The following is a 20,788-nucleotide window of genomic DNA, read 5'->3' on the forward strand; positions in this document are numbered from 1 at the left end:
AGCAATTACTTCGAAAGACGAGCGGAAGGAGTGTACTTGGCAAGACATTCGTTCACGGCGGCAATCAGCGCCTGCGGGGTAAACGGCTTGCGCAGGCAGGCGGACGCACCGAGCTCGATCGTCATCCGCAGGAAGTCCGGCGCGCGGTCGGCATTGGCGAAAGCGTAGCCGGACATCGCGATCACAGGAATATCGGGGGCGCGTTCGTGGAAGATCCGGATCGCCTCGAAGCCCCGCATATGCGGCATGAAGACGTTGACTAGCATCACGTCGAACGTGCCGTTCTCCAGCGCGCGCATGCCGGCCTCACCACCGTCGGCGACGGTGACCTCGAAGCCCTGGCGCTGCAAACAGACCTCGATGGCAACGCACACCATCGGGTCGTCATCGACCACGAGAACGCTCGGCACGATGCATCCTCTTGCTATGGCCTCGCGTGCCGGCGACTCGCTTGGCCCGTTTGCCGATTAAGGCGGAACCGCGACGGAAAGTCTGTATCATAGAATGCATATGCTGTTTGCTGACAAGCTGATTTCCAGCTAGCCCTGACACATCACCTGTATTTGTCCATTCCCTTTACGACAGGTCCATGACCGCAGTTCCAGCCGCCGGCCGCGCTCCGCTGTCACCGCTTGGCCTCGCATTCCTGGTGGTAGCCTCGACCGGCTGGGGACTCAACTTCCCGATCATGAAATTTCTGCTAAGCGAGTGGCCGCCGCTGTCCTCGCGCGGGTTGTGCGGCGTGGTCGGCGCGCTCGCGCTCGGTCTGGTGGCGGTCGCGCGGGGGCAGACGCTGCGTGTTCCGCCGGGCATGTGGTGGCGGCTTGCCCTGGTCTCGACACTGGCGATCGGTGGCTGGGTCGCCTCGATGGGGCTGGCGCTGATCTGGCTGCGGGCCAGCGAGGCGGCCGTGCTTGGGATCACGATCCCGGTGTGGGTCGCGCTGGTGGCCTGGCCGGTGCTCGGCGAGCGCGTGTCGCTGCCGCGCGCGCTTTCGCTTGCGGTGGCGCTCGCCGGCATCGCAGCGCTGATCGGCGGCGGCGGTCTCGACGCAAGCCTCGGCAAGTTGCCGGGCATTCTGTTTGCGCTCGCGGGCGCGGTGTGTGTTGGGCTTGGCACGGTGCTGACCAAGTCCTTCAAGCTCGCGATGCCGCCATTGTCGCTCGCGGCCTGGCAGCTTGCGATCGGCTGCGTGCCGATTGCGATCATCGGCGTCCTGATCGAGCAACCGCAATTGGTCGCGCTGTCGCGATTCGGCTGGGCGTCGATGATCTACATGACGCTGATCCAGTTCTGCCTTTGCTATGTCTGCTGGTTCGCGGCGCTGGAACGGCTGCCGGCGGCAACCGCATCGATCGGCACGCTGCTGGTGCCCGTCGTCGGTGTGTTGGCGGCAGCGGCGATGCTGCGCGAGCCGCTCAGCACCAGCGATGTCGCGGCGCTGGTGGTGACGTTCGCAGCCGTCGCGGTGGCCTTGCGCACGTGAACCTTGCGCACATGAAAAAGGGCGGCGTTGCCGCCGCCCTTCGCAAACTTGAACGTCAGACCGCCATTACGGGCAGGGGTGCCGCAGGCCGTCATAGCCGAGATAGGTGCCGGAGCCCGGATCGTAGGACTTGTAGCGCTGCGCGCAGTAGCTCGCGTCGCCACCACCCGGCACGGCTTCTACGGCGACTGACGGTTCATCGTAATAGCCGTAGCTGTCGTCATAGTATCCGGGGCCATAGCCGTAACCGGAGCCATAATACGCGCCCGAGGCGAGGGCACCGCCGACCACCGCACCGGCAACCGCGCCGGGCCAGTATCCGCCGCCACGGTGATAGCCGCCGCGCCAACCGCCGCCACCGCCATGCCAGCGACCGCCGCCGCCACCGCCAGCCCACTGGCGGCCACCGCCTCCGCCGCCAGCCCACTGGCCACCGCCGCCAACGCGCGGGCCGGCTCCCATGGCCGCACCACGGCCGCCGCCAAAGCCACCGCCGCCGATATGGCCGCCGCCACCGCCACCGCCGATGTGTCCACCGCCACCGCCACCGCCACCGCCACCGCGCGCGCCACCGCCGCCGCCCATCGCACCCATCTGCGCACCGGACTGTGCGAACGAGGCGGTCGGCATCACCATCGGCAGCGCAAGCGCCAGCGCCGCGGCGGTGCTCAGAACCTTCATATTGATCATTTTGAACTCCATCAAAACAGGTGATGTCTAACCATCTCTGCGGTCAGACGTTCCTGCGCTCCACATTGATTGTGCGTCATCTTTGCTTGGCAGGCGGCGCATGTATGGTGGCTGAACAAAACCGCCCGTGACCGCGTCATTTGGTCGCCAAACGGGTTCGTGATCGGGGCCGTTCGGGGGAGTGCGCGGTTACCTTGGCGGCGGCTGGACATTTGGGGTTTGAGGTGGCATCAGAGCCTGACTGCCTCGAACCGACGACCGGCCGCGCATGAAACAATTCCTGCTGAAATTCTTCACCTGGTGGAACGGCCAGACCTTTGGCACGCAATTGTGGACCTCGCGATTCGGCGAGCTGGTCGGCGAGGACGAGCAGGGCAATCGCTACTATCGCACCAAGGGCGGCGAGATCGACCCGACCCTGCATTTCGAGCGGCGCTGGGTGGTCTATAACGGCTACGCCGAAGCGTCCCGCATCCCGGCGGGCTGGCACGGCTGGTTGCATCACACCGTCGACGTGCCCCCGACCGAAGAGACCTACACGGCGCGGGAATGGGAGAAGCCGCATCTCCCGAACATGACCGGCACCGCGCAGGCCTATCGTCCGTCCGGCTCGACGCTGGCGAGCGGTCGCCGCCCCAAGGCGACCGGCGACTACCACGCCTGGACGCCGGGAAGCTGACCTTCACGCATTGCCGTTTCGGACGTGCATCTGCGTCACGCCGCGCGTGCACCGCACGCGTGCGCGTGGTGACGCAAGTGCGTGCCTGTGGACAACGGTAACAGCGGGGACAGAGGGGCGGCAGCCGAACATGTCCGCTTGCGCCGCGCACGGGTTCGCGGCTCAATGAAGCCATCTTACGGAGATGGGAAACCATCGCGTCGGATCGGGCTCCAGATCGCGACTGTCCCGATAAGCAGCGGCCTCCGAGTTGGATGCGGCCGGGAGATAGGCCCCCGGTACAGACGTCCTGAAATCGCCCGCAAATGTGAGGCTACCGTGAGACAGGAAGGGCCGCCCGGGAAACTGGGCGGCCTTTTTCTTTGCGCGTAACTCGTACTTGGCGCTCAACTGGTTCTTGGCGCGTGACCGGCCGCTTTGCGTGATCGGCACGCCGGCGCGCCGCCGGCATGGTCCCGCGCTGTTTTGTCCTCTTCCCGGATTGCCAATTCTCGCCGAAGTTGTGAAATTATCGCTCACACGAAGAGATTGTTTGCTCGATTTTCGCTGGAGATTGCCATGCGCGTCACCAAGACGACCAAGGGCCTCAAGGTTCACGCCGTCGCCGGGACCTATGTCGTGATGCTGGGATTCGATCTGCCGCAGCGATCATGCAACGGCCTCAAGGGCTTTTCCATCCATCGCGTGGATCACACGGAAGACGAAGCCAAATACCTCGAAGGCATGAAGGCGTTCGCGGAAACCGACCCGGGATTTCCGACGGGCGCGACCTACTCAACGAAGGACCAGCCGATCCAGAGCTTTCAATGGAGCGATTACAGCGCCAAGCCGGGGCACGACTACACCTACACGATCGCAGCGCTCAAGGGGACGCCAAGGGATCTGAAGATCTTTGCCGAGACCTCCGTCGATATCACGACGGAAAGCCCGGAGGGCGGCGATCAGGACGTCTATTTCAATCGCGGCGTCGCCGCCTCGCAGGAATACGCCCGCCGCTTCGGCAATCGCGCCCCGGACAAGGTCCCCAACAACCAGGCATTCATCTGGTTGTCACGCGGGCTCTACGAGGCGCTCGAAGCCTATGTGGAGTCATGCGGCCGCGGCGACAGGTTGCGCATCGCCGCCTATGAATTTCATTACGAGCCCTTTCTCAAGCTGCTCAAGAAGGCCGAGAGCCGCGGCGTCGACGTGAAGGTGGTGTTCGACAAGCGGAAGGCCGACCCTGGCGAGGCAAACACCAACGCCATCAAGGACACCGGGATCGGTGCATTCTGCAGGCCACGCAAGAAGGGCAAATCCTACATCTCGCACAACAAGTTCATCGTGAAGATGAAAGGAAACGAGGCGCTCTCGGTCTGGACGGGCGGGACGAATTTCTCGAGCGGCGGCATCTTCGGCCATTCCAACGTCGGTCATCGCGTCGAGGACCCCGCGGTCGCCGAGCGCTACCTGACTTACTGGAACATGCTGGCTGAAGACCCGGATACGCCCGAGGCACGCGACCGGGTGGACGAGATCACCAAGGTGCCGAAGCTGCCGCCGCCGAAGGGGACGTCGGTGATCTTCAGCCCGCGCAGGGGCCTCGAGGCACTGCAATACTACGCGAAACTCGCCGCGAGCGCGGACCAGGCGCTTTTCATGACGTTCGCGTTCGGGATCAACAAGCTCTTCAAGGACGTCTATCGAACCTCCCGCGCGCCATTTCGAATGGCGCTGCTGGAGAAAACAACCCGCCCGATGAAGGATGGTCCGGAGAAGAAGAAGGAAGAGCAGGACATCCAGCAGCTGAGGAATATGCCCGAGAACACCTTCGCGATCGGCGACTTCATCAGGACCACCGCGGTCGACGGCTGGCTCAAGGAGAAGCTGAGCGGACTGAATTCAAACGTGCGCTACGTTCACAACAAGTTCATGCTGGTCGACCCGCTTTCCGACGACCCGACCGTGGTGGCGGGCTCGGCCAATTTCAGCGATGCCTCGACCACCAACAATGACGAGAACATGATCGTGGTGCGCGGCAACAAGCGGATCGCTGATATTTATTTTGGTGAGTACATGCGCCTGTACAGCCATCACGCGTTTCGGGAGTCCCTGAAATGGCGCGACGACAAGAAGCCGCCGAAACCGCTCGAGCACGGCGACTGGTGGCGGGATTATTTTGGCACGACGGAGCGGTCGGTGCGGCGCCGCTATTTTGCGAGATCAAGCACGTAAGCCGGGCAGGAGCGCGGCGCCGACGCGCCGCGCGCATGCAGGCCGGCTATCCCGTCTGCGCCAAATTCGCCGCGGCACGGTTCATCTGTTCGGTGCGGCGTGTCTGCGATGGCGCGATCCGCTCCTTCACCAGAGCGAGGATCTCGGCCGGCGCGGTGTCGGGCGAGCCGGCATTGAAGGGCGGTGCGGGATTGTATTCGATCCCAAGCTGGATCGCTTCGGCGGTCTTGCGGTCGACAAGCTCCGACACCAGCGTCAGCGCGAAATCGATTCCGGCCGTGACGCCGCCGCCGGTGAAGCGGTTGCGATCGACGCAGACGCGCGTCTTCGTCGGGATCGCGCCGAAGCCGGCCAGGAAATCGATCGCGCTCCAATGCGTGGTGGCGCGATAGCCTTTGAGCAGGCCGGCCGCGCCAAGCACCAGCGATCCCGTGCAGACCGAAGTGATGTACTTCGCGCCGGCGGCCTGCTTGCGCAGGAAGGCGAGCATCTCCTCGTCGCCGACCATGTCGTTGGTGCCGGCTCCGCCGGGCACGCAGATCACGTCGAGCTGCGGGCAATCGGCAAACGTCATGGTCGGCGTGAGCACCATGACGGAATCGGTCGGAACGGGTTCGATCCGTTTCCAGATCAGGTGAACCTTGGCGCCGGGGACGGCCGAAAACACCTGCAGCGGGCCGGTGAAATCGAGCTGGGTCACTTTCGGGAAGATCAGCAATCCAATCTGCAGGGGTTCGGACATCGGAAGTCTCCAAATAGCGCTTGACGGAACCACGATGCCATGATGGCCTTCCGTCCAAAATGGCGTATTTCCCTCATTTTAAGACGTAAGGCCATTCGGAACGTAACGCCGTTTGCGAGGATTTGGCGATGATCGGCATCCTGATCTTTCCGGACTTCCAGCTGCTCGACGCGGCCGGCCCGATCGCGGCCTTCGAGATCGCCGCGCGCCTTTCCAACAACGCGCCGGCGATCAGGACGATCGCGGTGAAGCCGGGGCCGGTGCGCTCTTCGTCCGGCGTCGAGATGCTGGCGCGCGGACTCAAGCCGTCGGCGGCGATCACGACGCTGATCGTCGCGGGCGGCATGGGCGTGGGCGGAGCGGCGACCTGTCCGACCACGCTTTCATTCGTACGGCGGATGGCGGACCGCGGCATTCGGGTCGCCAGCGTCTGCTCGGGCGCCTATGTGCTGGCCGAAGCGGGCTTGCTCGACGGCCGCCGCGCCACCACGCATTGGCAGCGCACGCCGCATTTCGTGAAGACCTATCCGAAGATCAAGCTCGAGCCGGACCAGATCTTCGTCCGCGACGGCAATATCTGGAGCTCGGCCGGCATCACCGCCGGCATCGATCTCGCGCTCGCGATGATCACCGAGGATTACAGCGACGAGATCGCGCAGAACACCGCGCGGCAGCTCGTGCTGTATCATCGGCGCAGCGGCGGGCAGTCGCAGTTTTCCTCGCTGCTGGAGTTGAAGACGCCGAACGGACGGTTCGGGCCGCTGCTCGCCTGGGCGCGCGAGCATCTCGACGCGCCGCTGACGGTCGAGGACCTCGCCGACAAGGCCGGGATGAGCTCGCGGCATTTCACCCGCGCCTTCATCGCCGAGACCGGCACCACGCCGTCGAAAGCGGTCGAGCGGCTCAGGATCGAGGTGGCGCGGCAGCGCGTGCAGTCGTCGGGCGAGGCGATCGAGCGCGTCGCAGAGATCACCGGCTTCCGCGATCCCGAGCGGATGCGCCGCGCCTTCATCCGCGCCTTCGGCCAGCCGCCGCAATCGCTGCGCCGGGCAGCGCGGGTGGGGTAGGCGCCAAATTCATTGACGCTGCCGGCAGAGGCAATTTGAGTTTGGGACAAGCTCGTTGTCCGATCTCACACGATCCATGATGTTTTTGCACTGATGAACCGGCGCGAAGGTTCCCGTGACTTACCTTAAGTGGGCATTGGGGACCCAAGGAGGTTCTAATGACAAAGCATCGAACGATTACCGGGTTCGTGGCTGTTGCCCTGCTAGCTGTCACGGCAACCGCCGCTACGATGAGGTCGCACGCGTCCCGGACCGACGGCATTGCCGTCTCCGGCACGGACACGCTCCCGGCCAAGGACTTTAACGACCGCTGGTCCGCGATATCCGCTTTGCCTCCGGCAACGGACTTGGCCGAACGTGCACCTGACGCGCGTTAAAATCGGTCATTGGCGGAGGTCCGGCCCATTCGAGGACTCGCCGCGCGCAGAGATTGCCCTCACAGCACAAATGCCCCGCCGAAGCGGGGCAAGATGTTGAACGACTTAATTTTGAACAGAACTAGCGGTTCCGCCGCGCCGGAATAGCGCAGCCATTTACCTCACGCAGGATCAGCCCACGATCGCAGAAATCCACGAATGCGCTGAGCACGAAACGTGCCCCAGCCGAAAATTACTAGCTCAATGTGTCGGTCGCGATCTTCTTCTTGAGTGCTTCGCAGGTATCCCTGACCTCCGTGGTCATCAACGCGACGGCTTCGATCTGCAGGAAGAAACGCTTGCCCTGATCGCGATAACCTGCGGCGAACTCCTTGATTTCCGCGATCATGTCATGGACGCCTGCCACCATTGCCTCGCAATTCTTGGCCGCCAATTGCAGTTCCGTTCCAAGGGCCTCGATCTCTTTCACCGCCGCTTCGTATTCGCGCACCACCGCCTCGGCCGACAGCTTGCCCACCTCGTTGACGCCGTTGCGGTGCTCGACGTAGTCCGGCATCGGTGAGAGAGGCCGAATGTTGCTGCGTGGTCGATGCGAATTCATCGTGTCGACTTCGCCCTGCAACTGTTCCAGCGGGGCGCGGGCGAGGACTTCTGCACTAACACTCATGCGACGCTCCATAAGTTGTTACGACAAATTGAGTTTAGCAATGTCAACGGATTTGTCTTGCTTTTCCACAAGTTTGACGTAAGTCCATTGTGCAACGCAGCATGGCAAATTCCGCATTGGCGATAGCAGGTTGGTGAACAGCCGCGCGCCTGCGGCCAGCTGCCGCAATCGCTGTGCCGGGCGGGTGAGGTAGGGCGGCCTCGACGGCGAGCTCAATGCGGCGCGTCGGGGTGCCAGCCGAGCAAAGCGAGCATCACGAAGAAACCGACGACGTAGGCCACCATGATCGGCCAGCCCTGGGTGATCCATCGGACCACTGACTTGGCTTCCGGATACATGTTCGACACCGCGACGCCCGCGGACGAGCCGAACCAAACCATCGATCCGCCAAATCCGACCGCGTAGGCGAGGAAGCCCCAGTCGTAGCCGCCTTGCTTCAGCGCCAGCGCCGTCAGCGGAATGTTGTCGAACACGGCCGAGACAAAGCCGAGCCCGAGCGCGGTCTGCCATGATGCGGCCGGCAATTTCTCCACGGGCATCATCGAGGCCGCCGTCACCAGCGCCAGCAGAAACACGGTGCCCTTGAGCGTCTCTGGCATCACCGACCAGTCCGGGCGGCGCAGCAGCGAGGTCAGCAGGATCGCGGCCCAGACGGCGAGGCCGAGCACCGGCAGCGCATCGAGTAGCGCGGGGAACTTCAGATTGGCGGTGACATTAGCCGCGAGCGCAGCGAGCAGGATGATCGCGACGATCGCGACCCGCGCCCAGTCGATCTTCAGGCCGGACGGTGCGTCCTTCACGATCGGGGAGAAGCGATGCTGCTGCAGCGAGGCTGGAACCGCAAACACCAGCATCGCCACGACGGCGGCGACATAGGCGTCGACGACGGTGAGCGGGCTGACGCCGTCGATCCACATCATCGTCGTCGTGGTGTCACCGACGACGCTGCCGGAGCCGCCCGCGTTCGATGCGGCAACGATGGCGGCGAGGTAGCCGATATGGACGCGGCCGCGGAACACGTGGCGCGCGACGGTGCCGCCGATCAGCGCGGCCGCGATGTTGTCGAGAAAGGCCGACAGCACGAACACGATCACGAGCAGGATCAGTCCGCCCTTCCAGTCATCGGGCAGCAGCGCCGGCATCTTGTCGGGGATGTGGCTCTCCTCGAAATGGCGCGACAGCAGCGCAAAGCCCATCAGCAGCAGAAACAGGTTCGCGAGCGTGACCCACTCATGCTCCATGTGGTGCACGAGACCAGGCAAGCCGGCGCCGAACTTCGCGAAGCCCGCGAACAACAGCTTGTAGGCAACGATCGCCGCCAGGCCCGTCAACGCAACGGCAAGCGTGTGGTGATGGAAGATCGCGACGCCGAGCAGCGTCAGCGCGAACAGGATGAAGTCGAGAGGGATACCGTAGACGAGGATAGGCGTGAACAAAGCGATCTCGATGGCTGGAGTGCCCGGCGGCGTGAACGCGCGCCCGGCCGCACTATCGCGCGACGCGGGGAACTGCAAGGCGCGCTAGCGCCGCAAGCTGCGCTCGCCGCTTCGAGCCATGATCGGGGGGCGCCAGACCACGTCGCCCCGATCCGGTTGGCCACTCGCCGGGCGGCCGTCAGCCCAGCGTCTTCAGCCAGGCGCTGATCTCTGACACCGCGACATTGGCCTGATTGAGCAGCTTGCCCATGGTGAAGAAGCCATGGAATTGGCCGGGGAAATGCCGGTAGGTGACGGGCACGCCGGCGTCCTTGAGGAATTTCGCGTACTCGTCGCCTTCGTCGCGCAGCGGATCGGCGCCGGCGGTCAGCACATAGGCCGGCGGCAGTCCGGCAAAGCTTGTCGCGCGCGCCGGTGAGACGCGCCAGTCGCTGCCGTCGGCGCCGCCGAGATAGTGGTTGGCGAACCAGCCGATCACCGAATGCGTTAGGAGGATGCTGGTCTCGGGCTCGCGGTGCGAGGGATGTTTTCGCGAGAATTCGGTTGCGGGATAGATCAGCAGCTGGGCGGCAAGCTTCGGTCCGCCGTCACGGGCGGTGAGCGCAACCACGGCCGCAAGATTGCCGCCGGCGCTGTCGCCACCGACGATCAGCCGCGCGGCGTCGATGCCGAGGCCCTTTGCATTCGCGGCGACCCATCGGGTCGCGGTAACGGCGTCATCGACCGCGGCGGGGAAGCGGTGCTCGGGTGCCAGCCGATAATCGACCGAGATCACGATCAGTTCGCCCTCATGGGCGAGCCTCTGGCAGACCACCTCATGGGTATCGAGATCGCCGATCACCCAGCCGCCGCCATGGAAGAACACCAGGCACGGCGCCAGCCCGTCGGTCTTGCGCAGTGTCTTCGGCGTGTAGATGCGCGCCGGGATGATGCCGTGCGGCGCCGGGATCGAAAGCGGCTTGCTGGATTCAAGCGCCGGCGGCTCGGGATTGGAGACGACGCGGGCGGCTCGGTAATATTCGCGCGCTTCCGGTGCGGTCAGCGTCTCATAGGCGGGGCGGCCAGCCTCCTGGAAGGCCTTGTAGACGGCGGCGGCATCGGGATCGAGAACGACGGGCATGGACGACAAACCTTCTTGCGATGCTGGACCGAAGTGTTACGCGGCGGTGCGGCCGCCATCGACGGTGTAGGCGGAGCCGGAGACGTAGCTCGCCTCGTCGGAGGCAAGGAACGCGACGATGGAGGCGACCTCGCTTGCAAGCCCGAGCCGGCGCGCCGGGATGCGGTCGACGATCTTCTCGACAGGCGGCGGCGCGTTGCCGCCACTGCGGCCCTGCAGGATCGTGCTCAGCATGCGGCTGTCGATCATGCCGGGACAGACGCAATTGACGCGCACGCCGGTGCCGGAGCATTCCCAGGCCGCACTCTTGGTCAGTCCGATCACCGCGTGCTTGCTCGCGCTATAGACCGCGATCATCGGCGATCCCACGAGGCCCGCGATCGAGGCAGTGTTGATGATGCTGCCCTTGTTCTGTTTAAGCATCACCGGCAGCACATGCTTCATGCCGAGGAAGACGCCGACGACATTGACGTCGAGCACCCGGCGAAAGCTCTCCAGCGAATATTCCGGGATCGGCTTGATGTCGCCTTCGATGCCGGCGTTGTTGTAGAAGGCGTCGATGGTGCCGAAGCGGTCGACGGCGGCGCGGACATACTCCTTGACCTCATCCTCGCTGGTGACATCGGCTGCGATTGCCAGCGCCTCGGCCGAGGCCGGCAGCCCCTTGCTGGCCGCCGACAGATCGGCCTCCCTGCGGTCGACTGCGACAATCCGCGCACCCCGTTCGGCGAGCAGATGGAGTGTCGCGGTTCCGATGACGCCGGCAGCCCCGGTGACGACGGCGACCCGGCCGTCGAGCCTGATGCGATCGGGCATGTCTGGGTTTCCTCTGGCTGGTCCGGTTCGATCCGGATTTTCCTGATTTTCGCGCGTCGCCGCGCGGCTTTAGCGTGCGGACTATCCCACGTGTCCCCAGGGCTTACCAGTGGCTGGCCAGAGCGCCGGGAGGGCGCCGGACCCGCCCTTTCCCCGCCGTATTCGGCGTGTTAACCGGTGACCTGCGAGCGGCCGATATCAAGGTACACTGTCGCGAGCCCGATTCGCCTTTTAAAGCCGCGCGAGATGCTTCGAACCATTGCCCTGACTGGCTTTGCGGCCTTGATTGCCGCCTCAACCATCTCGCTTGCGCCGCCTGCGCGCGCGCAGATCGGAACGATTTTCTCCGATCCCGCGCCGCGTCCGCCCGGCTCGATTCCGCGCGGTCAGGTGCAGCAACCCAGCGACGACGACGAGGAAGTGCCGGAATTGCCGCGTGGCCGCCTGCTGCCGACGCAGCCGCGGGCGTTGCCGCCAGGGCAGGCGGTGCCGCCGCCCGGCAGCGTGCAGTCGCAACCTTTGGCGCCGCCGCCCGGCACCACGGTCGCTCCGCCGGGCACCCAGCCCGGCGTTGCCGTGCAGCCGCCGCAGCCCGGCGGTCCTGCCGTTGCCAATACGCCGCCCGGCGCAAATCCCTTGCCCGGCCTGCCGCCGGGGCAGCGTCAGCCCAAGGGGACGCCACAGGGAGCTCCACAGGGCACCCCGCCGCAGACGCCGGCGGCGCTGCAGCCGGGCGACGAGGTGGTTCAGGAGCCGCCCTCGACCAAGATCACCAACAAGAAGGCGAGCTTCTCCGGCCTCGACAAGATCACCGGCCGCATCATCAATTTCGACGAGGAAATCGGTGAGACCGTGCAGTTCGGCGCGCTGCGGGTGAAGACCGATGCCTGCTACACGCGGCCGTCGACCGAAGCCGCCAACACCGACGCCTTCGTCGAGGTCGACGAGATCACGCTGCAGGGCGAGGTGAAGCGGATATTCTCGGGCTGGATGTTCGCGGCAAGCCCTGGCCTGCATGGTGTCGAGCATCCGATCTACGACATCTGGCTGACCGACTGCAAAGGGCCGGACCAGACCATCGTGACCGCCGCGCCCGACCCGCCGAAGGCACCGACGCCGCCACCGCCGCCAGCCCAGAAGCGCGCGCCGCCGAAGCAAGCCGCGCCGCGTCCGCCGCCGCAGCCGTTGCCGCAATACCAGCAGCCGCCACCTCCGCCGCCCCAGCAGCAGCAGCGGCCGGGCGGTTTGTTCGGCGGCTTGTTCGGAAACTAGTACCTACTGTTCTTAAAGCGTGAGTCGTGATTCAAGGTCGGGATGATACCCGAAGCAAGAGAAGTCCACCTTTCGAGGAAAGATCGCAAGGTGCTTGAGGCGTGTTGCCGCTCCCCGGTGACGTTGCAGCGCGATTTGAAGCGGGCGCGGATAGTTCTGTTGGCGGCGGATGGACGCAGCACTCGGTCGATCGCCAAGGAAGTTGGGGTCCAGCCGCGGATTGTCAGCCTTTGGCGGCATCGCTATGCCGACCAAGGCCTTGAAGGGCTGCAAGACAAGCCGCGACCGGGCAAGCAGCCAATCTATACGAAGGCCACCGACAAGCGGATTCTGAAGCTGCTGGACAAGCCGCCGCCGGACGGGTTCGCACGCTGGACCGGGCCCCTGCTGGCCGGGGCGCTGGGCGATGTTGACGTCCAATATGTCTGGCGGTTCCTGCGCAGCCACAAGATTGACCTCGCGGCTCGTAAGTCCTGGTGTGAGAGCAACGACCCGAACTTTACGGCCAAAGCCGCCGATGTTGTCGGCCTCTATGTCGCCCCGCCCGCGAAGGCCATTGTGCTGTGCGTGGACGAGAAGCCCTCGATCCAGGCTTTGGAGCGAGCGCAGGGTTATCTGAAGTTGCCCAATGGCCGCGCCTTGACCGGCCAGAGCCACGATTACAAGCGGCATGGCACCACAACATTGTTTGCGGCGCTCGAAGTCGCCACCGGAAAGATCATCGCGGCGCATTCAAAACGCCGACGCCGCGTCGAGTTTCTCGACTTCATGAACAGCGTCACCGCGGCTTTTCCGAACCGGAAGCTTCACGTCATCCTCGACAACCTCAACACCCACAAGAAGAACGAGCATTGGCTCAAGGCCCACCCCAACGTGCAATTTCATTTCACGCCGACAAGTGCGTCTTGGCTCAATCAGGTCGAGGTATGGTTTTCGATCTTGCAGGGGCAGTCGCTCAGCGGCACCTCCTTCACAAGCCTCACGCAGCTTCAGGAGCACATCGATGCCTACGTCAACGCATACAACGACAGAGCCGAGCCCTTCGTCTGGACCAAGAAAAAGGTCCGTCAACGCCGTTTCAAAGGCCGCCGTATCACTCAGCTCTGATTCTGGGTACTAGACGCGGTCTCGTGCCCCGGACGCAACGCAGCGCGAAGTGATGCGCTGCTGGGCCGGGGCCTATGCTTCCGATGGGAATGAGTGAGATGGGTCCGCGCTCTGCGGAGCAGCGTTACACGCTGCACCGCGTCCGGGACACCAGCCCTTAATTTCGCGCCGCGATGATCGCCAGCGCCTGCTCGCCCTTCACCGGTTGCGTGGCATCGAGCTTGCTGAAATCCGCCGGCGTGCCAGTGATCGCCTTGTCGAGCAGCGCGCGATAACGGCGCCGCGAGATTTCGATCGCGCCGAACGTCTTCAAATGCTCGGTCACATATTGCGTGTCGAGCAGCTCGAACCCGCCCGCGATCAGCCGTGCCACCAGATGCACCAGTGCGACCTTCGACGCATCGCGTGTGGTGTGGAACATGCTTTCGCCGAAGAAGGCGCGGCCAAGGCTGACGCCATAGAGCCCGCCGACCAAATTGTCGTCCTGCCAGACCTCGACGCTGTGACAATGGCCTGACGCGTGCAGCCCGAGATAGAGATCGCGGATGCGCTTGTTGATCCAGGTGTCGTCGCGGCCGGGCTGCGGTGCCGCGCAGCCGGCGATCACGGCCTTGAACGCGGTATCGACGGTGACCGTGAACACATCCGAGCGCACGGTGCGCGCCAGGCGGGAGGCGATACGGAAGCCATCGAACGGAATCACGCCGCGCAATTCGGGCTCGACCCAGAACAGGGTCGGGTCGTCGGCGCTCTCCGCCATCGGGAAGATGCCGCAGGCATAGGCGCGCAGCAGCACCTCGGGGGTGATTTCGGAGGAGGCGGAGTCTCGTGACGTCATGGTCACGAGAATAGCAAAGCGTGCGTGGTCTTGCGATGGGGGGCCCTCGGGTGTCGCACGGTGTTGACGAGACGCGCCGGTTCCTCCACAAGCCGCGCCGTTCGGCTGCAGTTTCCCGAGACGGACTGCGCGGCCGTGCTACATTGCAACAAAAAGATGGCGCCGCCGTCCGGGACATGGCGGTTTGCACGCCCGACAATCGACACAGCTGAGGGGGACGCTGCATGAAGTGGTCATGGCGGACATTTGCGCCGTTGCTGGTCTGGCTGGTGATTTATCTGGTCCCGGTGCCGGCGGGGCTGAACGCCAACCAGTGGCACTATTTCGCGGTGTTCGCCGCCGTGATCACCGGGCTGATCCTGGAATCGATGCCGGTCGGCGCGGTTGGCCTGATCGGCCTGACGGTCGCCGGCGTCGGCGGCTATGTCGAGCCCGATCCGAACAAGTCGCTGCGCTGGATGCTCGGCGGCTTTTCCGAGAGCACGGTGTGGCTGATCGTCGGCGCCTTCGTGTTCTCGATCGGGTACCGCAAGAGCGGGCTCGGCCGCCGGCTGGCGCTGCTCCTGGTGCGGGGGCTCGGCCGCCGCACCATCGGGCTCGGCTATGCGGTGGCGTTCTCCGATCTCGTGCTGGCACCGGCAACGCCGTCCAATACCGCACGCTCCGGCGGCACGATCTATCCGATCGTCAGCAACATCCCGCGCATCTATGGCTCCGAGCCCGGTCCGACCGCGGGCAAGATCGGCACCTTCGTGATGTGGACGGCGTTTGCGACCACAGCCGTCACCAGCTCGCTGTTCCTCACCGCGCTGGCGCCGAACGCCGCCGCGCTCTCGATTGCCAAGAAGCTCGTCAATATCGAGGTCGGCTGGTCGCAATGGTTCATCGGCTTCGCGCCGCTCGGTATCCTTCTGCTGCTGCTGGTGCCGCTATTGAGCTACGTGATCTGCCGGCCCGAGATCAAGGAGAGCCCGGAGATCGTGACCTGGAGCGAGGGCGAGCTCACCAAGATGGGCCCGCCGTCGCGGCACGAATGGATCATGGCGGTGCTGGTGCTGCTCGCGATGTTCCTGTGGATCTGCGGCTCCAATCCCAATATCAGCGTGCCGCTGCTCGGCTCGAACTTCATCAACGCGACCACGGTGGTGTTTGTGGTCATCTCGCTGATGCTGCTCACGGGCGTGATCGCGTTCGAGGACATCGTCGCCGAGAAGAGCGCGTGGGAGGTATTCTTCTATTTCACCTCGCTGCTCACGCTGTCGTCGGGCCTCAATGAGATCGGCTTCATCAAATGGGTGGCCGAGGGCTACGCGAAGCCGCTTGCCGGTATGTCGCCGTTCGTCGGAATGATCCTGCTGGTCTCGTTCTTCTTCTGGATCCATTACTTCTTCTCGAGCATCACCTCGCACGCCGCCGCCGTGCTGCCGGTGGTGCTCGCCGTGGGCTCAAGTATTCCCGGCCTCTCAGTGCAGACCTTGATGCTGCTGTGCGTCTATTCGCTCGGGCTGATGGGCGTGATCTCGCCCTACGCCACGGGACCGGCGCCGATGTATTACGGCAGCGGCTATATCGGCAAAGGCGACTTCTGGAAATTCGGGCTGATCTTCGGCGCGATCTACTTTGCCGGATTGTTGCTGATCGTGTTGCCCTGGTTACAAACGATCGGGTAAAATAGCCACAATCCAGCGGGAAACAGCGGCCGACCGGGAAGGAGGGACTTTCCTTTCCGATTCTTAACGCTCTTTGTCTGGCGGAAGCGATCAAAATGCTTCCCGAATGTGGCGCGCGTGGATCTCAGGGGACACATAGAGCCGCGCGAGCTCTTTCGTGTTTCTTCGTGGGCAAGTTATGGACCAGCATATAAAAGACCCGTCGATCATCGCGCCCGAGCCGGTCAGGCGAACGTCGCGCGGCCGAGGGATTCTGACCGGATGTCTCGTGCTGGCGGTGCTTGCCGGCATCGTCTGGTGGACGCGCCAGCAAAGCCCGCCGCAACAGGCCGGCGGCGGCCGCAACGCCGCGCCGATGTCGATCGTCCCGGAGACGGTCGGCAAGGGCGATATCGGCGTCAGCCTCAATGCGCTGGGCACCGTGACGTCGCTCGCCACCGTGACGATCAGGAGCCAGATCAGCGGCTACCTGATGAAGATCGATTTCAAGGAGGGCGACGAGGTCAAGAAGGGCGACCTGATCGCCGAGATCGATTCGCGGCCCTATGAGGCGACGCTGGCGCAGGCCAAGGGCACTCTGGCGCGCGACGAGGCGCAGCTGAAGGGTGCCCAGGTCGATCTCACCCGCTACCAGAACCTCGCCACGCAGAACGCGGTGCCGCACCAGACGCTCGATACCCAGGTCGCACTGGTCGCGCAGTATCAGGGCACTGTCGAAGCCGACCGCGCCTCGGTGAAGTCCGCTGAGGTGAATTTGCAATATTGCCACATCGTGTCGCCGATCAACGGACGCGTCGGCCTGCGCCAGGTCGACCTCGGCAACTATGTGACGCCGGGCGACACCAACGGCCTCGTCGTGATCACGCAGCTCGAGCCGATCAGCGTGCTGTTCACGCTGCCGGAGGACAATCTGCAGGCGGTCGCCAAGCGGCTGAAGGAAGGCGCCAAGCTGCCGACGGCGGCCTATGACCGCAGCGGCGCCAACAAGCTCGCCGAGGGATCGCTGCAGACCTTCGACAGCCAGATCGACGCCACCACCGGCACGATCAAGCTGCGCGCCCAGTTCGAGAACGACAAGCGCACGCTGTATCCGAACCAGTTCGTCAACATCCGCCTGCTGCTCGATACCCACAAGGACGCCACCACGATGCCGACCGCCGGCATCCAGCGCGGCGTCCCCGGCACCTTCGTCTATCTCGTCAACGCCGACAGCACGGTCTCGGTGCGCCCGGTCAAGCTCGGCGTCACCGATGGCGACCGGGTCGAGGTGCTCACGGGGCTTGTGCCAGGCGACCACATCGTGATCGACGGCGCCGACAAGCTGCGCGAGGGCGCCAAGGTGATCGTGCGCTCCGCCGCCGATGGCGCGAACCCGGCCGCTGCGGCCAAGGGCGCGGCGACGGGTGGCGCGAACGGCGCGGCGAAGGGAGAGGGCGGCGCCGAACCCGACAAGGCGGGAGGCGGCCACCGCAAGCGTTCCGAGGACGGGCAGACGAAATGAACCCGTCTCGGCCATTCATCCTGCGGCCGGTGGCGACGACCCTGATGATGATCGCTATCATGCTGTCGGGCATGCTGGCGTTCAGATTCTTGCCCGTCGCGGCGCTGCCGGAGGTCGATTACCCGACCATCCAGGTGCAGACCCTCTATCCGGGCGCGAGCCCCGACGTGATGACCTCGTCGGTGACGGCGCCGCTCGAGGTGCAGTTCGGCCAGATGCCGAATTTGAACCAGATGAGCTCGGTGAGCTCGGCCGGCTCGTCGGTGATCACGCTGCAGTTCGGCCTGTCGATCTCGCTCGACGTCGCCGAGCAGGAGGTGCAGGCCGCGATCAATGCCGCGGGCAATCTGTTGCCGTCGGACCTGCCGGCGCCGCCGATCTACGCCAAGGTCAACCCGGCCGACGCGCCGATCCTCACGCTCGGTCTGACCTCGAAGACCATGCCGCTGACGCAGGTCAACGATTTCGTCGACACGCGGCTGGCCCAAAAGATCTCGCAGCTGCCCGGCGTCGGCCTCGTCAGCATCAGCGGCGGCCAGCGGCCCGCGGTGCGGATCCAGGCCGACATCCGCAAGCTCGCGGCCTATGGGCTGAACATCGACGATCTCCGCACCACGCTCGGCAACGCCAATGTCAACACGCCGAAGGGCAATTTCGACGGCGCGATGCGCGCCTACACGATCAATGCCAACGACCAGATCCGCAACGCGAGCGACTACCGGTCGCTGATCATCGCCTACAAGAACGGCTCGCCGGTCCGCCTCAGCGACGTCGGCAACGTCATCGACGGCGCGCAGAACGACAAGCTCGGCGCCTGGATGAACGAGACGCCGGCGATCATCCTCAACATCCAGCGCCAGCCCGGCGCCAACGTCATCTCAGTGGTCCAGGGCATCAAGGCGCTGCTGCCACAGCTCCAGGCCACGCTGCCGGCCGCGATCGACCTCAACATCCTGACCGACCGGACCGTCACGATCCGCGCCTCGGTGCGCGACGTCGAATATGAGCTGTCGCTCGCGGTGGTGCTGGTCGTGCTGGTGATCTTCGTGTTCCTGCGCTCGACCCGCGCCACGCTGATCCCGAGCCTGTCGGTGCCGCTGTCGCTGGTCGGCACGCTGGGGGCGATGTATTTGTTCGGCTTCAGCCTGAACAATCTGTCGCTGATGGCGCTGACGATCGCGACCGGCTTCGTGGTCGACGACGCCATCGTCGTGATCGAGAACATCTCGCGCTACATCGAGGAGGGTGAATCGCCGCTTGAGGCGGCGCTGCGCGGCTCCGAGCAGATCGGCTTCACCATCATCTCGCTGACGGTGTCGCTGATCGCGGTGCTGATCCCGCTGCTGTTCATGGGCGATGTCGTCGGCCGCCTGTTCCGCGAATTCGCGATCACGCTGTCGGTTACGATCCTGATCTCCGCCGTGGTGTCGCTGACACTGGTGCCGATGGCCTGCGCCAAGCTCCTGAAGCCCGAGAGCATGACACGCGAGAACACCTTCCAGCGGCTCAGCCGGGAAGGGTTCGATTACGTCATCGCGATCTATGCCCGGATGCTCAACTGGGTGCTGGATCGCCAGACGCTGGTGCTGTTGGTCGCGCTCGCCACCTTCGGTCTGACCGCGCTGCTCTACATCGTCATCCCCAAGGGGTTCTTTCCGCTGCAGGACACCGGCGTGATCCAGGCGATCTCGGAGGCGCCGCAATCGGTGTCCTATGCGGCGATGGCCGAACGGCAGCAGCGGCTCGCCAGCGCGATCCTGAAGGATCCTGATGTCGAGAGCCTGTCGTCCTTCATCGGCGTCGACGGCACCAACACCACGCTCAACAGCGGCCGTATCCTGATCAATCTGAAGCCGCATGAGCAGCGCAAGGCCGGCGTCGCGACGATCATGGACCGGATCAAGGCGAGCACGGCAGCGCTGACCGGTATCACGCTCTATATGCAGCCGGTCCAGGACCTCACCATCGAGGGCACGGTGAGCCGGACGCAGTACCAGTTCATCCTGCAGGATGCCGATCCGAACGAGCTTGCGGAATGGACGCCGAAGCTGGTCGACAAGCTCAGGGAATTGCCCGAGCTCAGCGACGTCACCAGCGACATCTCGGCGCAGGGGCTCTCGGTGTTCGTGGACATCGACCGTGACCAGGCCGCGCGGTTCGGCATCACGCCGGCCACCATCGACAATGCGCTGTACGATTCCTCCGGCCAGCGCATCGTCTCCACCGTCTTCACCAATTCGAACCAGTACCGCGTGATCCTGGAGGCCGACCCGTCGCTGCAGAATTCGCTGGACTCGCTGTCGTCGATCTATTTGCCGTCGTCGGTGGGCTCGACGCCGGTGCCGCTGTCGGTGATGGCCAAGATGAGGGTCGAGACCGCGCCGCTGCAGGTCTCGCATCTCGGCCAGTTCCCCTCGGCGACCGTGTCGTTCAATCTGGCGCCGGGCGCCTCGCTCGGCGGCGCGGTGACCGCGATCAAGCAGGCGCAGGCCGACATCAACCAGCCGCTCGGCATGATCACGAGCTTCCAGGGCGCGGCGTTGGCGTTCCAGTCGTCGCTCTCCAATCAGCTGTTCCTGATCCTGGCCGCGATCATCACGGTCTATATCGTGCTCGGCGTGCTCTATGAGAGCTTCATCCATCCGCTGACCATCCTCTCCACGCTGCCCTCGGCCGGCATCGGCGCGTTGCTGGCGCTGATGATGGCGGGCCAAGATCTCACCATCATTGCGATCATCGGCATCATCCTCTTGATCGGTATCGTGAAGAAGAACGCGATCATGATGATCGACTTCGCGCTCGATGCCGAGCGCAACGAGGGCAAGCCGCCGCGCGAGGCGATCTACCAGGCCTGCCTGCTGCGGTTCCGGCCGATCATCATGACGACGATGGCCGCGGTGCTCGGCGCGCTGCCGCTGATGCTCGGCAGCGGCGCTGGCTCAGAGCTGCGGCATCCGCTCGGCATCTCCATCGTCGGCGGCCTTTTGCTCAGCCAGCTGCTGACGCTGTTCACGACGCCGGTGATCTACCTCTGGTTCGATCGCCTCGCGTTGCGGTTTGCCGGGCGGTCGGACGAGGTCGGTGAGGCGAGCGGGTCGCGTTGAGC

At 64.6% G+C, this 20,788-nt stretch carries 17 protein-coding genes; 9 read left to right on the plus strand and 8 right to left on the minus strand.

The window, feature by feature from the left end:
* Positions 1 to 5 precede the first annotated feature (5 nt).
* Positions 6 to 410: a response regulator gene (locus HAP54_RS34635; protein ID WP_166294851.1), complete on the minus strand. Its 405-nt coding sequence runs from the start codon at positions 408 to 410 to the stop codon at positions 6 to 8.
* A 179-nt stretch (positions 411 to 589) separates the two neighbouring features.
* On the opposite strand from HAP54_RS34635, the gene HAP54_RS34640 reads away from it, so the two are divergent.
* Positions 590 to 1,486, plus strand: coding sequence for a DMT family transporter (locus tag HAP54_RS34640; protein ID WP_166294852.1), 897 nt, complete (start codon positions 590 to 592; stop codon positions 1,484 to 1,486).
* Between the two features lie 66 nt (positions 1,487 to 1,552).
* Here HAP54_RS34640 and HAP54_RS34645 read toward each other — a convergent pair whose 3' ends face one another.
* On the minus strand, positions 1,553 to 2,176 hold the full coding sequence (locus HAP54_RS34645; protein WP_166294853.1) for a BA14K family protein: 624 nt from the start codon (positions 2,174 to 2,176) through the stop codon (positions 1,553 to 1,555).
* Between the two features lie 268 nt (positions 2,177 to 2,444).
* Between HAP54_RS34645 and HAP54_RS34650 the strand changes: the two genes are divergently transcribed.
* Together HAP54_RS34650 and HAP54_RS34655 are read left to right on the plus strand one after the other, a co-directional pair.
* The gene (locus HAP54_RS34650; RefSeq protein ID WP_029082185.1) at positions 2,445 to 2,855 is read left to right on the plus strand and encodes an NADH:ubiquinone oxidoreductase subunit NDUFA12; all 411 of its coding nucleotides are present in this window, start codon (positions 2,445 to 2,447) and stop codon (positions 2,853 to 2,855) included.
* A gap of 558 nt (positions 2,856 to 3,413) precedes the next feature.
* Positions 3,414 to 5,069 (plus strand): phospholipase D-like domain-containing protein, encoded by a 1,656-nt coding sequence (locus HAP54_RS34655; protein ID WP_166294854.1) that lies wholly within the window; start codon positions 3,414 to 3,416, stop codon positions 5,067 to 5,069.
* Between the two features lie 46 nt (positions 5,070 to 5,115).
* On the opposite strand, the gene HAP54_RS34660 is transcribed toward HAP54_RS34655, so the two are convergent.
* A complete protein-coding gene (locus tag HAP54_RS34660) occupies positions 5,116 to 5,811 on the minus strand; it encodes a DJ-1/PfpI family protein (RefSeq protein ID WP_166294855.1) in 696 nt (231 codons plus the stop codon).
* Between the two features lie 128 nt (positions 5,812 to 5,939).
* Between HAP54_RS34660 and HAP54_RS34665 the strand changes: the two genes are divergently transcribed.
* A complete protein-coding gene (locus HAP54_RS34665; protein WP_166294856.1) occupies positions 5,940 to 6,878 on the plus strand; it encodes a GlxA family transcriptional regulator in 939 nt (312 codons plus the stop codon).
* 612 nt (positions 6,879 to 7,490) lie between these two features.
* Here HAP54_RS34665 and HAP54_RS34670 read toward each other — a convergent pair.
* From HAP54_RS34670 to HAP54_RS34685, 4 genes are all read right to left on the minus strand, one after another.
* Entirely contained in the window at positions 7,491 to 7,934 is a 444-nt protein-coding gene (locus HAP54_RS34670; RefSeq protein ID WP_245284732.1) for a hypothetical protein, read from the minus strand.
* A gap of 200 nt (positions 7,935 to 8,134) precedes the next feature.
* Positions 8,135 to 9,358 carry an SLC13 family permease gene (locus tag HAP54_RS34675; protein ID WP_166294857.1) on the minus strand — a complete coding sequence of 408 codons (1,224 nt, stop codon included), beginning with the start codon at positions 9,356 to 9,358 and terminating at the stop codon, positions 8,135 to 8,137.
* 178 nt (positions 9,359 to 9,536) lie between these two features.
* Positions 9,537 to 10,478 carry an alpha/beta hydrolase gene (locus tag HAP54_RS34680; protein ID WP_166294858.1) on the minus strand — a complete coding sequence of 314 codons (942 nt, stop codon included), beginning with the start codon at positions 10,476 to 10,478 and terminating at the stop codon, positions 9,537 to 9,539.
* A gap of 36 nt (positions 10,479 to 10,514) precedes the next feature.
* The gene (locus tag HAP54_RS34685; protein ID WP_166294859.1) at positions 10,515 to 11,294 is read right to left on the minus strand and encodes an SDR family NAD(P)-dependent oxidoreductase; all 780 of its coding nucleotides are present in this window, start codon (positions 11,292 to 11,294) and stop codon (positions 10,515 to 10,517) included.
* 246 nt (positions 11,295 to 11,540) lie between these two features.
* Here HAP54_RS34685 and HAP54_RS34690 point away from each other — a divergent pair, with 246 nt between their 5' ends.
* Together HAP54_RS34690 and HAP54_RS34695 are read left to right on the plus strand one after the other, a co-directional pair.
* Complete coding sequence (locus tag HAP54_RS34690) at positions 11,541 to 12,566, plus strand: DUF2155 domain-containing protein (protein WP_166294860.1); 1,026 nt, start codon at positions 11,541 to 11,543, stop codon at positions 12,564 to 12,566.
* A gap of 42 nt (positions 12,567 to 12,608) precedes the next feature.
* Positions 12,609 to 13,673 (plus strand): IS630 family transposase, encoded by a 1,065-nt coding sequence (locus HAP54_RS34695; RefSeq protein ID WP_166204319.1) that lies wholly within the window; start codon positions 12,609 to 12,611, stop codon positions 13,671 to 13,673.
* Between the two features lie 157 nt (positions 13,674 to 13,830).
* Here the strand turns inward: HAP54_RS34695 and aat are convergent, their stop codons facing one another.
* Positions 13,831 to 14,511, minus strand: a complete 681-nt coding sequence (gene aat / locus HAP54_RS34700; RefSeq protein ID WP_166294861.1) for a leucyl/phenylalanyl-tRNA--protein transferase — start codon at positions 14,509 to 14,511, stop codon at positions 13,831 to 13,833.
* Positions 14,512 to 14,735: 224 nt separating this feature from the next.
* Here aat and HAP54_RS34705 point away from each other — a divergent pair, with 224 nt between their 5' ends.
* The 3 genes from HAP54_RS34705 to HAP54_RS34715 all read left to right on the plus strand — a co-directional run bounded on the left by HAP54_RS34705 (position 14,736) and on the right by HAP54_RS34715 (position 20,786).
* Positions 14,736 to 16,181, plus strand: a complete 1,446-nt coding sequence (locus HAP54_RS34705; RefSeq protein ID WP_029082175.1) for a DASS family sodium-coupled anion symporter — start codon at positions 14,736 to 14,738, stop codon at positions 16,179 to 16,181.
* 178 nt (positions 16,182 to 16,359) lie between these two features.
* Positions 16,360 to 17,682 carry an MdtA/MuxA family multidrug efflux RND transporter periplasmic adaptor subunit gene (locus HAP54_RS34710; protein ID WP_210297486.1) on the plus strand — a complete coding sequence of 441 codons (1,323 nt, stop codon included), beginning with the start codon at positions 16,360 to 16,362 and terminating at the stop codon, positions 17,680 to 17,682.
* Positions 17,679 to 20,786: an MdtB/MuxB family multidrug efflux RND transporter permease subunit gene (locus HAP54_RS34715; RefSeq protein WP_166294862.1), complete on the plus strand. Its 3,108-nt coding sequence runs from the start codon at positions 17,679 to 17,681 to the stop codon at positions 20,784 to 20,786. Before HAP54_RS34710 ends, HAP54_RS34715 begins: the two co-directional genes overlap by 4 nt.
* Positions 20,787 to 20,788 lie beyond the last annotated feature (2 nt).

It is taken from the genome of Bradyrhizobium sp. 2S1 (assembly GCF_011516625.5).
GTDB classification, from domain to species: Bacteria; Pseudomonadota; Alphaproteobacteria; order Rhizobiales; family Xanthobacteraceae; genus Bradyrhizobium; species Bradyrhizobium septentrionale.